The organism is Hydrogenophaga defluvii, assembly GCF_042665235.1.
Lineage (GTDB): Bacteria > Pseudomonadota > Gammaproteobacteria > Burkholderiales > Burkholderiaceae_C > Hydrogenophaga > Hydrogenophaga defluvii_A.
This window is the reverse complement of record NZ_JBHTBZ010000024.1, coordinates 133127-147649: the sequence shown is the minus strand read 5'-3', so window position 1 is coordinate 147649 and position 14523 is coordinate 133127. Positions and strand designations below refer to the sequence as shown.

General features: G+C 64.0%; 9 protein-coding genes and 1 pseudogene. 3 read left to right on the top strand and 7 right to left on the bottom strand.

The genetic code is table 11. From position 1 onward, the window contains the following. Positions 1-34 precede the first annotated feature (34 nt). Positions 35-1585, top strand: coding sequence for a class I SAM-dependent methyltransferase (locus tag ACFQU0_RS11225; RefSeq protein ID WP_382200748.1), 1551 nt, complete (start codon positions 35-37; stop codon positions 1583-1585). 30 nt (positions 1586-1615) lie between these two features. Here the strand turns inward: ACFQU0_RS11225 and ACFQU0_RS11220 are convergent, their stop codons facing one another. From ACFQU0_RS11220 to ACFQU0_RS11195, 6 genes are read right to left on the bottom strand one after another with little or no spacing between them, the layout of a single operon-like run. Continuing rightward, a complete protein-coding gene (locus tag ACFQU0_RS11220) occupies positions 1616-2065 on the bottom strand; it encodes a type IV pilin protein (protein ID WP_382200746.1) in 450 nt (149 codons plus the stop codon). Continuing rightward, entirely contained in the window at positions 2062-5880 is a 3819-nt protein-coding gene (locus ACFQU0_RS11215; RefSeq protein ID WP_382200744.1) for a pilus assembly protein, read from the bottom strand. The genes ACFQU0_RS11220 and ACFQU0_RS11215 overlap by 4 nt, the downstream gene beginning before the upstream one ends. Positions 5881-5889: 9 nt before the next feature. After that, complete coding sequence (locus ACFQU0_RS11210) at positions 5890-6405, bottom strand: pilus assembly PilX family protein (protein WP_382200742.1); 516 nt, start codon at positions 6403-6405, stop codon at positions 5890-5892. Continuing rightward, positions 6402-7529 carry a PilW family protein gene (locus ACFQU0_RS11205; protein ID WP_382200741.1) on the bottom strand — a complete coding sequence of 376 codons (1128 nt, stop codon included), beginning with the start codon at positions 7527-7529 and terminating at the stop codon, positions 6402-6404. Before ACFQU0_RS11205 ends, ACFQU0_RS11210 begins: the two co-directional genes overlap by 4 nt. Positions 7530-7531: 2 nt before the next feature. After that, the gene (gene pilV, locus ACFQU0_RS11200; RefSeq protein ID WP_382200739.1) at positions 7532-8017 is read right to left on the bottom strand and encodes a type IV pilus modification protein PilV; all 486 of its coding nucleotides are present in this window, start codon (positions 8015-8017) and stop codon (positions 7532-7534) included. Next, positions 8014-8583, bottom strand: coding sequence for a GspH/FimT family pseudopilin (locus ACFQU0_RS11195; protein WP_382200737.1), 570 nt, complete (start codon positions 8581-8583; stop codon positions 8014-8016). The genes pilV and ACFQU0_RS11195 overlap by 4 nt, the downstream gene beginning before the upstream one ends. Before the next feature lie 253 nt (positions 8584-8836). Here ACFQU0_RS11195 and ACFQU0_RS11190 point away from each other — a divergent pair. Next, positions 8837-9253 (top strand): annotated as a pseudogene (locus ACFQU0_RS11190) (retention module-containing protein); the annotation flags it as partial. 282 nt (positions 9254-9535) lie between these two features. After that, complete coding sequence (locus tag ACFQU0_RS11185; RefSeq protein ID WP_382200783.1) at positions 9536-12514, top strand: Ig-like domain-containing protein; 2979 nt, start codon at positions 9536-9538, stop codon at positions 12512-12514. An 84-nt stretch (positions 12515-12598) separates the two neighbouring features. Here the strand turns inward: ACFQU0_RS11185 and ACFQU0_RS11180 are convergent, their stop codons facing one another. Then, positions 12599-14512 (bottom strand): bifunctional diguanylate cyclase/phosphodiesterase, encoded by a 1914-nt coding sequence (locus ACFQU0_RS11180; RefSeq protein WP_382200735.1) that lies wholly within the window; start codon positions 14510-14512, stop codon positions 12599-12601. Positions 14513-14523: the final 11 nt, after the last annotated feature.

Here is a 14523-nt window from a genome sequence, read left to right as displayed (position 1 = left end):
GCCCCCCGGGGTTTTTTAACATCAGGAGCGGTACATGTCCCAGTGGTCCGAAGGTTACGTCACCGACATCACTTACACCTACGGTTATTACGGCGAACTCAACCCCTTGCGTGCGCGCTGGGCGTTGGCCCGCGCGGGGTTCCGGGGGCCGGAGGTGCACCAGGCGTGCGAGCTGGGATTTGGCCAGGGCATGAGCATCAACCTGCATGCCGCTGCCAGCGACGTGCACTGGTGCGGGACGGACTTCAACCCCTCTCAGGTGGCTTTTGCGCAAGGTCTGGCGCGGGCCAGCGGGGCACACGCCCTGTTGTCGGACGAAGCTTTTGAGTCCTTCTGCGCGCGCACCGATCTGCCGGATTTCGATTACATCGGCCTGCATGGCATCTGGAGCTGGATCTCGGACCGCAATCGGCGGGTGATCGCCGACTTTCTGCGCCGCAAACTGCGCGTGGGCGGGGTGGTCTACCTGAGCTACAACACCTTGCCGGGTTGGGCGTCTTTCGCGCCCATGCGGGAGTTGCTGCTGGCGCACCATGAGCGCATGAGCGCGCCCGGCACGGCGGTGGGCACGCGCATCGATGCGGCCCTGGCCTTCGGCCAGAAACTGATGCAGACACAGCCCAAGGTGGCGGCAGCCTTGCCTTCGATGGCGGGCCGCCTGAACAAGGTGCAGACGCAAAGCCGGGCCTACCTGGCGCACGAGTACTTCAACGCCGACTGGGCACCCATGTACTTCAGCGACATGGCCAAGCACCTGGCCGACTGCAAGCTGTCGTTTGCGTGTTCAGCCCATTTGCCGGACCACGCCGATGGCCTGAACCTGAGCGATGACCAGGTGGCAATGTTGCGCGGCATCGATGACGTGAACCTCCGGGAGCTGACGCGCGATCTGCTGGTCAACCAGCAGTTCAGGCGCGACCTGTGGGTCAAGGGGCCGGTGAAGATGCGACCGGCCGAGCGCATGGCCGTTCTGCGGCAACAACAGGTGTTGTTGGTGGTGCCGCGCGGTGACGTGAAACTCAAGGTCAGCGGCTCGCGGGGCGAGGCCGACATGTCGGCACCCATCTACGCGGCGTTGCTCGATGTGCTGGCGCAGGCACCGCTGCGCCCCCACGCGGTGGGTGAGTTGGAGAAACAACTGCCCCAGGCAGCGCCGTTCAGTGCGGCCCACTTGATCGAGGCCGTCACGTTGTTGGTGGCCACCGGGCAGGTGCAGCTGGTGGCCGCGCCCGCGCCCGCGCCGTCCGTGGTGCAATCCAGCCAGCGCCTGAACGAAGCCATCGCGCAGATGGCCCGAGACGGCGGCGATGTCCGTTACCTCAGCAGCCCGGTGCTGGGCGGGGGCGTCGAGGTGAACCGGTTCGAGCAGCTGTTTTTGGCGCAATGCTGGGGCGGCGAGCTGCGCCCGCAGGCGTGGGCCGAGGCGGTGTGGCAAACGCTGTCGGCGGCCGGTGAACGGCTGGTGGGGCCCGATGGCAAACCCCTGACCACGCCGCAGGACAACCTCAAGGTCTTGCTGGAAAAAGCACAGGTGTTTGCCACCCAGCGGCTGCCGGTGTTGCGGGCAGCGGGCCTGCTGGCCTGATCGGGCCGGGGCAGGCCACAGACCGGACGCTCACTTGCCCCAGCAATCGGCGGCGCTCATGCCTGTGCCCGAGGCGCCCTTGACACCACGGTTGTCGATGGACAAGGTGCCGCAGGCATCGTTGGCCATCATGCGACCCGCCACCGGGCTGGCCAGCAGCTGGTAGGTGGTGGCCGTGGTGTTGGCTTGCGACAGCGTGATGGCGTACTGCTGGGTGGCGCCGGTCTCGCGCGGCGACTGGGTCACCGGCAAGGTGGGCAGGGCGTTGTTGTCCAGGTAGCTGTTGCGTTCGGTGTAGAAGCGCTCAATGAACTGGGCGTTTTCCAGCAGCGCGGCCTTGGCATCGGCGCGGTGGCCTCGGCGCAGGTGGTCCTGGTAAGACGGCAGCGCGATGGCCGCCAGGATGCCGATGATGGCCACGGTGATCATCACCTCGATGAGGGTGAAGCCGCGATGGGTCGAACGAAGCGTGTGGGTCATTGGATTTGTTGCCAGAAGACACGGCGAACCTGGCCGGCCACGGCGGGTTTGCGGTTCTTGAGCGAGAAGATACCCCCGCTGGAGCCCGACATCTGCTTGATGGCGATTTCCGATGTGGCGGACTGCTCCAGCCACGCGGGCGTTTTGGTGATGCCCACGGGCGACCGGACGCCGCTGGCGGGGATGCCGCTGGCCAGGTTGTCCGCGTTGTTGAAGGTGTTGTCGTTGTTGAAGTCGAACACCGACAGGGCTGTGCGCGCACCCGAATTGGTTTCCACCTCCATCAGCCAGCTGACGCCACCGGGCACACACGGGTCGCTGGTGGGGATGGTGGTGACAAAAATGACACGGTCGTAGCGCACCAGGGCGTTGGCAATCACCCGCTCGCCGCTGGTGGGCAGGTCCATGTACCAGCCCCGCTGTGCGGCCCAGTTCACGCTGGTGGCCGAGGTTTCGCGCAACTCGTAGCCAAACTCGTTGGTTTGCGCGTTGATGGTTTGTTGCTGCAGGCTGCTGCGCGCCACCGTGCCGGTGGTGTTGTTGTCCCAGATGCCGTAGAAGGTCTGCACCTGCGTGTTGGCCGGGTCGGTGCTGGTGAGGTACTGACCGGTGCCAAACAAGACCATCACACCCCCGTTGGGGTTGCTGGTGGGAATGGAGAGTGCGGGCTTGACCGTGATGGGCTGCACCTGGTTGCTGCTGTTGCGGGCGGTGAACAGGGCGCTGCCACCGTTGCCCACGCCCCAGGAGGTGGATGCCACCCCACGCAGATCGAACTTCCAGAGGTTGCCTTGCAGGTCGCCGGCGTAGGCGTAGTCGATGATCTTGTCGTTGTCCACATCGATCAGGGACGGCGCTGAGAGGCCGTTGCTGGTGGCGGTGCCGGCGGGAATCTTGCGCAGCAGGCTGCCGTCGGCCAGGTTCACCACGTACAGGTAGGCCCGGTCGTTGGTGCTGTTGTAGCCGTTGCCAAAGATGGCCACCCAGTGCCCCGATGCCAGGCGCGCAATCTGCGCCTGGCCAAAGGTGTAGCCCAGGTCGGCGCTGTCGGCGTACTCCCACAAGACCTTGGTCGGGCCGTGGTTGGTGGGGTCGCTCACATCCAGGGCAAACACCCCTTTGCCACCGGCGCCCAGGCTGCCCACCAGCACGGTTTTCCAGTTGCTGTTCAGGTAGGCATCGCCCACCACCGGCGAGCCGTCCACAAAGTAGGTGTGTGTGTAGCCGATTTGCATCAGCCGGTTGAGTTTGTCAAACGACGCCGAGGGCACGTGCGCCATCAGTTCACGGCCCGAATCGGCGGCGCCCGAATCGGCCCGGAAGCCGTGGAGCATGCCGTCGTTGGCGCCGATGTACACCATGGGCACGCGTGTGGCTTTGCCGGCCACATAGGCGGCGTAGCTGCTTTTTTCCGTCATGGCCGCACCCGCGTTGGTGTAGCCGTGGTCTTCGTTTTTCACATACGCCGGGTCGGAGTTGATCATGTCGCCCAGGGCCGAGACGGGGCGGTTGCGGAAGTTGCCGCCGTTGCGTGCCTCGGCGCTGGCATCGCCGCGCAACCAGGCCAGGCGGGCACTGCACAGGTTGTCCACCACGTTGCTGGGGTTGCGGTTGAGCACGGCCTGCTGGGCCGCGCTGAGGTCGTTGGTGCAGCTGGCGAAGCTGCTGCCCTGGGTGCCGTTCCAGCTGGTGATGTTGCGTGCGGCGGGCGCGGGCAAGCGGGTGGCGGCGTCCCACTGGGCATTGCCCACGCTGCCATCGGCGTTGACGTTGTAGGCCACCAGCTGGCCGTGCCAGTCGGTGCTGTCGAACTTGGCCTGGTAGACCATGGTGCCGGTCTGGATGCTGGTCGAGTTGGCGGCCAGCGCGGCCGACGACGGGTTGGCGCTCAATATGGAGCTGAACACCGACTGGAAGGCGCTGTTGATGCCGGCCGGGTCGTCGGCGTTGAAAAACTGTCCACGGCTGTTGATGGCGGCGTGCCACAGATCGTAGACATGGCCGTCGGGTTCGTTGTTGGTGGTTGGTGCTTCGTCCGTGGGGGGCCAGTGTTTGGTGCCCGCGCTGAGTGCCGCAAAATCACCCGCGTAGGTAGAGCCGCCCCACAACGGATCGGTCAACACGCTGCCCAGGCCGAAGCTGATGTTGAAATTGACCATGTGTTGCCAGGTGGCCGGGTTGTTGCGCGGGTTCCAGTACTGGTCCGCTGCCGTGCCAGACCGATCAACGGTGAAGGGCGTGAGGTTGTTGGTCAGGCCGGAGCGCAGATCGGTGGCCCAGTAGTTGAAGGCGATGTCGGCCAGGTTGTTGCTGTAGGACAGGCCCGAAGGCGGGTTGGTGGTGCTGCGGTAGGGCGCGCGCGGGCTGTAGCCAGTGCCGTCCGGCAGCGTAACGGCCGTGGTGTCCACGTCGCCCCCGTAGTTCACGTTGCTGTTGGCGTTCCACAGCCCGTCCGTCAACATCACATGGAAGTTGCGCCGACACGACAGCTCGGTGCCGAGGGTTTTGTAGGGTACCTCGGCATAGGGGCTGTTGACGCCGCTGGTGGAAAAGTAGTCGCCAGCACGTTTGAGGGCAGCGCGCAGCGGGGTCGTGCTGCCGACCTGCATGCGGGCCACCCAGTTGTAGAAATCGCTGCGGTGGGTGACGGTGGTCGAGCCGGTCTTGAGCTCGTCCAACGTGCGGATGCGGTTCTCGCGGTTGGTGCTGTCGTAGCCTTTGCAGGAGGTGCCAAAGCTGTTGCAACCGCCATTGTTGAGGGTTTGCCAGCCCAGCCGCACCTGGTTGGGCCCCAGCGCGGTGACGGCGTTCATGGCCGCCGACATGGCCGCGAGCGCCCGCGAGCGGTAGAAGGAGTACCAGTTGGCGAAGTTCTGGCGTTGGGCGGCCGTGTTGCCGGTGGCGATGTCGTCGCTGCTGCCTACCTGGATGTAGATGTAGCAGGCGTTGGTTTCGCGGTTGTCGTTGCAACCAGAGGGACGGGCGGCCCCGGTTTTGTCGCTGTAGTAGAGGTGGTAGTAGGCCGGCCCCGATGTGGTGGTGGTGGTGGTGGTTTGCGACCAGGCGAACGTGACGTTGTTCAGGTTGTTGGAGTCGCTGGTGATTTCGTTGCGTGTGGACAGGTTGATCCGCACTTCGCCACCACCCTCATCGCGGGTGCTGTCCACCGAGTAGTTGCGGCTGTAGCCACCGGCGCCGGTCACCGTGATGGTGGCGTTGGTGGCCTCTGCCGCCGAGCCATCGCCGCTGAAAGGCATGGCGGGCGCGCAGTTCCAGGCGTAGATGCGGTCGTTGTTGTTGCCGCGGTTGTCAAACATCGCACGGCAGGTGTAGCTGTAGTTCGTCGTTGTGGTGGTGGTGCTGCCACCCGCGCCCGAGGCCCGGTCGCAATCCGCCGAGTCGGTGGCCGGCTCGCAGTTGTAGATGGGGCGGTAGCCGTTGCTGGACAGGTTCACCGAACCCTTGGAGGTGTCAAAACCGTTGACGTAGGCCGTCGTGAAGCTGGTGCTGTAGCTCACACCGTCGGTGCGGGTGGGCACTGCGTAGGTGACCCGTGGGTTGTAGTACATGGCGTTGTAGGACGCCGCCGTGAACCGTGGGCTGTTGAGTTTGGTGCTGGAGTCGCCAATCGTGTCGGGGACGTAGCCACGCGCCATGCTGCCGGAGTCGTCCAGCGTCAGCACAACGTTGGGCGTGACGCTGGCGGTCAGGAACAGCGGCGTTTCGCTCAGCGTGATGGCCGCTTGAGACGCCAGGGCAAACGCGCCGGCCGCCAGCAGCACGGTGGTCTGTTTCCACACAAGGGGTGACAACATGGTGGCCTCTCAGGGGGTGAAGACAACAACACTTTGAACAACCACCACCGCGTTGGCGTCGCCGCCCACGGCGCGGGCCGTGACGCGGTAATAAATGGTCGCCGGGTTGGTGGGGTCGAGGTTGCCCAGGCGCTGGATGACGTACTGCGGCGCCGCGTCCACCTGGTTCAGTGTGGTGGTGGCGGTTTTGCTGCTGGGCCAGCTGGTGGACAAGCGCCAGTAGGCGAGGTCGTTCGCATCGGCGGCTGCGTAGGTGAGCAGGCCATCGGCCCCGGTGAACTGGGTGGCGCTGGTGGTGTGCCAGCTGGCGGATTGGCTCTGGAGAAAGCCTTCACCTTCACGCAAGGCCGCTTCGCCCGCCTGCAGCGCCAGATCCCGATTGCGTGTCGCGCCGGCCATGCGCTCCTGCAGCATGTTCGACGAAGCAGCCCAGGCGCCGAGCAGCCCCAGCACCACGAGAAACATCAGCGACACCACGAGGCTGGCGCCTTTTTGCCGGGTGGGCAGACGGTGGGGCGTGTTCATAGCCGGTTCCTCACGGCCACGGTGGTGGTGAAGGCCTTGCGCATCAGGCGGTCGCTGGGCGTGACCGTGGCGCCGTTGTAGTAGTAGCTCTGGGGCTCGGTGGCCACCTGCTGGTCTGGTTTCGAGACGGTCAGCAGGTCGATCTGCACCGCCAGCACCCGCGCCCAGCGCTCCTGGTCGGTGGTGCCGGGGGCGGTGGCCGCCACGTCGCTCGCGCTCACATAGGTGTCCACCGTGCCATCGGCGGGCACCGTGGTGTCCACGCCGTAGCGCAGCTGCATGTCGGCAATGCCGTCCACCAGTTCCTCCGACACCTGGACTTCGTTGCCACTGCCATCGGCCCGCATGGCACGGCGGAACAGGGCCGGGCGTTCGGGCAGGCTGTTGTTGGTCTCCTTGTTGAGGATCACGTAGGTGATGGCGCTCAGCCGCAGGATGCGCGAGCCTTCGCTGAAGGTGTAGGGGGTGCCGTTCGTGTTGCAGGGGTTGGGCACGGGCAGGCCAAACCCTTTGGTGCAGTTGCCCGGCGTGGTGGCATTGCCGGTGTTGTGGTTGACCGTGGCGATGTTGTTGTTGTTGTTGTTCACGTTGGTCATCTGAAACAGCGCGGCGTGCTGGCAATCGGTGACAACGAGCAACTCGCCCTGTTTGAGGTCGTGGTTGGCCTTGAGCTGGAACTGCGCGGAATTGGGGTTGTGGGTGTCCACGATGTACTCGCGTGCGTTGTCTGCGCGGATCACGCTGATGGCATCGCCACGCAGGGCCGCAGGCACGCCGGTGGGCAGCGTGGCGCTGGCCTCATAGCCCACCACAGGCATGGTGAACAGGGCATGACCCCAGTCGTCCGGGTTGTTCAGCACGTTGGCGGTGGTTCGGTAAGCGCAGCCGGTGAAGCCCGCCATGCGGATGTCGTGGCTCATGCGTTCAAAGGCGAAGCGGACGTTCTCCTGAATGCGCGACGACGCATCGAGCGAGCGAAAGGTGGCCGCGGCACCCACGTACACATACCCAATGGTGGTGACGATGACCAGGCCAATCGTCAACGACACCATCAGCTCGATGAGGCTGAGGCCGCGTTGCCGGTATCGGCCGACGCGGCGAATGGGGTGGCTGGTCTGGCGCATGCTCATAGCCTCGATTGGCTGGTGAATTGCCGGTTCTCGACACCGTCGGCGTCGGCGGTGTTGTCGCTGCGCGACGACCACTGGATCAGCACGGTCACGTTCCCGTTGCCGTCGGCACTGACCGAGCCTGTGCCAGCGGGCAGGTAGTTGCTCAGCAGCGTGCGCCAGCCCACCAGGTCGTCGCCGGCCACGGTGCCGGCGGACGGCGTGTCGTTGAGCGACACCGTGTAGGCGCCCAGCAGCACGGCCGGCCGGTTGGCGCGCATGCGCTCCACGATGTGGTACGACAAAAGGGTCGCCTGGCTGCGCATGTAGGCCTCGCGGTTGGAGGCGACGGAGCTGGCCAACATGCCGGCAAACCCGAGCAGGCCCAGCGAGGTCACCACCACCGTCACCAGCACCTCGATCAGTGTGAAGCCCGCTTCGGAAGATGGGCGCCGGGCGGTGCGTGGGCGCTGAGCTTGGTGTCGGTGTTGGGGGGGGGTCATGGGCAGCTTCCCGAAGTGACTTCGCTGCGGCCGGTGGTGTTGATGCACACCTGTTTGGCGAGGCTGGCCACGGTAACGGTGAAGGCGCCGCTGGCGGCGCTGCCGCTGTTGCCGCTGCCCTTGACCGCCCCCGCCGGCAGAAAGGTGATGTAGTTGCCAAACCCGGTGCCACCGCTGACGCTGGCCGAGAGGCCCGAGCCGACCCGGATCACCTCGTCTGCCGGCGTGCCGGCATCCACCGAACTGGTGGCGGCGTCTGTCATGCCGCTGTGGTTGACAAACACCACCCAGCCGGTCTGCCAGTTGGCCGCGCTGCTGCAGGCCGGGCTGCTGGCCGACGGGTTGGCGGATTTGCAGACCGTCACCGGCCAACCCCGTTTGATGGCTTCGCTGCGGGCGTACATGAGCGCCAGCGACAGGTCATTGGCCGCGCTGCTCAGTTGCGAACGCTGGACGAAGTCTCTCAACGAAGGCGCGGCGATGGCCAACATCACCGCAGCAATCGACGTCGTCACCATCAGTTCGACCAGGGTGAAGCCGCGGGTGTTTTGTCGGTTCAAAACCATGGGAGTCGAGGCATGGAGGGAGCTTGCAAGATAGCAGAAAATTTTCAACAAACGTTAGGAAATTTAAAACATACCAACACAAACAGGCAAATTTCACGAATTTTGACGCAAAAAGCGTGAGCAACTGATCCTTTGCAGCGTGTGGCAGAGGCCTCGTCGTCACAAAATTTGAGTTTCTTTCCGACGATCAGCCAATGGCTGTTTCAAAGGCCTGACGCCATCCTTGAGGCTTCTTATCAAGCAGGGGGTGAACATGGCGCAGGTCTATACGGTGAAGGCCCTTTCGGGGGTGGTGTTTGTGGTGTCTGCCACGGGGCAGACGAGGGCGCTCAAGGAAGGCGATGTCGTGCTCAAGGGCGAAACCATCGTCTCCGGTCCGCGGGGGCGGGTGGAACTGGTGGCCGACGACGCGGCGCCCATAGAGCTGCGTGGCGAGCAACGCCTCCAAATCGACGACAGCTTGTTTGCAACTTCCGCACCTGCGGCTGATAGCGCAGCGGTGGCCAGCGGCACCATCGAACGGGTCATCGACACCTTGGCGGGCGGAGGCGACCTCACGGAAGAGCTGGAAGCGCCTGCCGCAGGTGCCGGCGCCGGTTCGGGTGACGACGGCAATGCCTTTGTGCGCTTGCTGCGCATTGTGGAGCCCGTGGACCCGCTGGCGTTTGACTTCGAAACCAGCCTCTCTGACTTGCCGCCCGACTACCCTGGGCAGCCCAGCCTGATTGAAGAAGCGCCGACAACGGAGTCACCCGAGCGCCCGCCCGAGCCACCAGCGCCTGCGCCAGGTCCGGCTCCTGCACCTGGCCCTGCGCCTGGTCCGGCTCCGACGCCGGGGCCGGGGCCTGCGCCAAGTCCAGCGCCTGAGCCGGCACCGACACCTGAGCCGCCGCCTGCACCGCCACCTCCGCCGACATCTGCTCCCGAGTTGATTGGCAGGCTGACAGTGGACTTGGAAGAAGAATCGGTGCCCGAAGCGGGTGGCGGGGTGATCGGCAACAACGAAACTGAAAACCCGGACCTGAGCCACACCACTGGCGTCCAGACGATGACGGGTGCGGTGAACTGGGGTGCAGACGGTTTCGGTAAGGTCACGGGTGTGACGTTTGATGGACAGTCGGTCAGCGTCAGCGGCGGCTCGGCCACGGTGTACTTCAACGCCCTGGGCGTGGCCCAGACCGATGAAGCTGGCTCGGCCGCCAAACTGGTGGTCAACGAAGATGGCACGTACACGCTGACCGTCACGGGCGCGATGACGCACTCGAAGCAGGGGGAGGACTGGCTGCCGCTGACCACGGTGGACCTCGTGGGTGAGGACAAGGACGGTGATCCCGTTTCTGTGCCGCTGGAGGCGCGGGTGCAGGACGATGTGCCTGAGCTGGTGGTGAACCCACCCACCGTAGGCATCACTCCCACCTTCTCGCTGACCTACCACGGCGGTGAAGCGGGGCAAAACAACAGTGTGGGCTTTTATGTCAAGGGCAGCGATGGCAACCTTCTTGGTGGGGCCGTGTTGTTCGATGGCGTGAAAGATATCCCTTTTGTGGATGGTCTGAGCGGCACCAAGGAAATAACGTTGGATGGCGTGCAGTACACATTCAAGGTGGATCCCATCAGCGGTGGTTACACCGTTGAGTTGCCCAAACTCGAGAATGCGGACGGTACGGTCACCCAAGTGACGCCTGACCAAATCGGGTTCTTTCTATTGCCCAATGGCGGCGCTTCGAATACGAAGTTCGACTTGACCGAAGTCCAGTTTGTGAGGAGCGGTGATGCCTGGGCCGTAAAGATGGGCGATGTGGTTTTGAACAGCGATGCCAGTGGCACAACCAGCCGCGTGTTCTTCTCGGACAGCGCGCTGAACCAAGGTGGGCATTCGTATGTTCAGGCGAATGCTTCTGGTATCTGGGCCGGCGACAACGGTGATCTCAACTGGGAAGACCTGAAGATCGGGGCGTACTCGTCTGACAAGGACTATGAAGACGTCAACCTCACGCTGAAATGGGAGGGTGTGCCGCTGATCGTGTCTGACAAAGACACAGACGAATTGGGCGAGAGCAAGGACACCGACGCCGACTTGGGTGAAACCCAACTCAGCAGCCGTTTTGAGGTGCACTACGGTGCCGATGGTGCGGCGGCAAATGATCCGCAGACCATCAACTACAGTTTGGTGATCAACAAGGACAAAGCCGAATTGTGGGACACGGCCACTCAAGAACAGGTGCGTTTGACTCCCGAAGGGGATGGTGTTGTGCGGGGTGTGATCGGCACGGGTGCCGATGAAAAAACGGTGTTCACGTTGTCGGTTGACGACGATGGCGTGCTCACGCTCACCCAAGAGCGTGCCGTGCTGCACGGCAGCAGCAACCCGCATGACATCACCAACCTCGGCAAAGATGTGCTCAGTCTGAAGGCCACCGCCACGGCCACCGATGGTGATGGCGACACGGTCACAGACAGCGCCAGCTATGACATTGGTCATCAACTGAACTTCCTGGACCGCGGCCCCGAAGCTGGAGACGACTTCGCTGCGGTGACCGCTGTTGCCGATGGCAAGGCCGTCAGCACGATCTTCAATGTGTTCAATGGCGTGGCTGGCGTTGGCACGGACAGACACGAAGGCATGGACGACGGCGCGCAGGCCCAGGTGGTGTGGGTGCGCACAGGTGGCGATCGGAGCTACGCCGCGACCGATTTCCTGGAGGGCACCGAGACCAGCGTGATGGCCAAAGGCGCGATGGGCACGCTCACGATCGGAAAAGACGGTCAGGCCACCTACGCATTGAATGCCGCCAAAGCCAAGGCGATGGGCGAGGGTGAGCACAAGGACTACTTCAGCTACCAGATGAAGGACGCCGATGGCGACACCGACGTGGCCAACATCACAGTCACGGTGACGGCGGTGAACGACGCGCCCGAGTTCGTCACTGGCAATGACAAAACCACGGTCTTGTGGGTTGACCTCAACGTTAATGGCAAGCAAGACGTTGGTGAAACCAGCCTGGATTCCATGGCCAATGACGATACCTTGACCTTGACCGTGCGCGAAGGCGATCTGCTGACTGGGGCTGCTGAAGACTCCCAAGACTTTCTCGTGGCCGATCCGGACATCGGCGATAAGCCGAGGGTGTATTTTGCTGGCAGCACGCCTACAGGCATGCCTGCTGGAGGGATTTCCTCTGGCGGCAAGCCGGTTCAGTGGAGCGCCAATGCCGATGCAACAGAGGTCTATGGCAAGGTCGCCGATGACGCCGGTGTGGAGACGGCGGTGGTGACGGTCAGCATCGTGCCTACCGACGCCTCGGGCACAGGCTACAAGGCGGCGGTCACCCTCGGCGCGCCCATCGACGACGATGTGTCGTTTGACCTCGGCTTCACATTGATTGCCGAAGACTTGGGGGGTCTCAAAGACGAGATGGCCCTGACGATCAAGGTGGAGCCCGGTGCTCCAGCAGGCGACGCGCTGGCGTCTCTCCAGGGCGACGACGCAACGGCGCCGGTCGCTGCGGGTTTTGTTGCCGCCGATGCCTCAGTGGTCACAGACGGCTTGGCCACGGGCGATGATGTGGCGATCGAAGGTGATGACGGTGACGCATCTTCCAGCGGGTTGGGCGCAGACGTGGTCGAGATCAACCTCGCCGACCCTGAGGGTGTCGATGCCGATGCCGAGTCCACCACCGATGTCAGCGGGTCGGACAGCCTGCTCATTCAGGACATTCTGACCGACATTGAAGGCCTGGACCTGGCAGAGGCCTTGAGCGGCTCCGACACCGTGGTGACGGCGGATGGTGAAGGTGGCGATGGTGCCGGTGCTGTGCAGCAGGTGGAAGAGCAGAGCCCAACGCTTGATCAATCGCAGCCTGCCGACATCGCGCTGGAGGCCGACATCTTGACCATGACCACGATGAACTCGGACCCGAGCATCACCTGACCATGTGAAACGCCCCATCGGTTGGGGTGCGATCAACCCCGGGGTGCCAGTGGTCCCCGGGGTTTTTTGCGGCATCGTGCTGGCTCACTTCACCCCCGGCCCCGTGGCCCCATCAAAGCCCAGCTTGGCCAGCAGCGGCAGGTCGTCGCGGTTTTCCACGCCGAGTGCGATGACCACGATGCCCAGCGCGTGCGCCATGGCGCACAGGCCTTGCAGGAACTCCTGATTGCCCGTGTTGTCGGCAATGCCGCGCACGTAGCTGGGGTGCACCTTGATGTAGTCCAGCCCCAGCGTTGAGAGCTTGTCGCTTTCGGCAAAACGCTGGCCAAAGTACTCGATGCCCACGCGGCAGCCCAGCTCCTTGAGGGTGCGGGCCAGTTCCTTGAAGGCGTCGAACTGGCGGAACACGCCGTATTCGGGCACTTCGAACAGCAGGCGTTTGCAGATCTCCGGGTAGCCCTGCAGCAGCGTGGTGAGCTGGTTGCGGAACTGGAAGTCGGCGATGGTTTCGGCCGACAGGTTGACCGCGATGTCGCCGCTGCGGGTGCTCAGGTGTTCGATGGCGAGCTTGACCACATTGAGGTCGATGGGGGCCGTGAGGTTGAGGTTGGCCGCCATGGGCATGAAGTCGCCCGCCGACAGCAGCGTGCCCGAGGCATCGGTCTGCAGCCGGATCACACTTTCCTGGTGCAGGGCCGCGCCTTCGCTGCCACGCACCACCGGGTAGAAGGCCAGGCTCAGCTGCCCGCCGCGCACCGCTTCGGTCAGCAGGGTGCGCCACTGTTCGGCTGGTACCGACATGCGCGATTTCCCGTCCTCCACCACAAACATGCTGTTGGAACCCTTGGCCTGTGCCTGGGCCAGCGCTTCATCGGCCCGCGTCAGCAAGTCGCCCAGGCTCTGGTCGCGGTGGTAACGCACGGCGGCGAGGTGGAACAGGTCGGTGAACTCACTCTGCCATTTGGGCAGCCACTCCTTCATCAGGCGGTCGTGGATGTCCTTGGCCGCTTCGGTGGGTGACTCGAACGTGGGGCAGACCACCGCAAACTCACCACCCTTGAGGCGGCCGGCGCGTTGACCACCGCGCCCGTTGCCGGCGTTGTACAGCACCTGGCCCAGGTCTTTCAGCAACTCATCGGCGCGTCGGTGGCCCAGCTTGGCGTTGAGTTCGTTGAGGTAGACCAGCCGCACCATCACCAGGCTGCCCACCGAGCCAAAGGTTTCACCCGCAATGATCTCGCGCAGGTGCGACAAGAAGTACTCCCGGCTGGACAGGCCGGTCACCGCGTCGCGGTTGACCTTTTTGCGCAGGGTTTCCAGGCGCGCGGCTTCTTCGGCGAACATGGCTTTGAGGCGGCCCACCATGTCGTTCATGGCGCGCGTCACGGCACGCAGTTCGGGTGTGCGAGGCTCCTCCACCGTGGTGAAGCGGCGCTCGGCAATCGCCTGTGCTTGGCCTACCACATCGTTCAGCGGGCGGGTGATGAAACGGATGGCCAGGGTGCCCAACAAACCCGTGGCGGCGCTGCCAAACACAAACCAGGCGAGCAGCTCCAGGGTGCCTTCCCACAGGCTTTTGTAGACATACTGGTCGTGGCTGGCCAGGCTGATGGTGGCGAACTGTTTCCAGCCGTCTTGCACCATGGCCTGCCCCGGCTCCGCATGGATGGGAATGAGCCGGGCAAACCAACTGGGCGCGCCCTCCAGCTTGCCTTCGTACACCTTCTCCACCAGGGTTTGTCCGTTGGGGGCGGTCAAGCGGATGAAGCGGTAGTGGCCGGCGTCAAACTGCGCGGCCACCTGCAACTCCATCGTCACCGGGTCCTTGTCCATCTGCGTGAGCGACAAGGCCAGCGCGGTGGCGTTGTCTATGTTTTTCACCTGCAACTGTTGTTCCAGGTAGTGGCGTGCGGAGAGCACGCTGACCACCAGGCTGCCGCCAAAAGCCACCGTCATCACCAGCGCGATGGCAATCCAGAGTTGTTTGATCAGTGACATGGTGGGCTCTC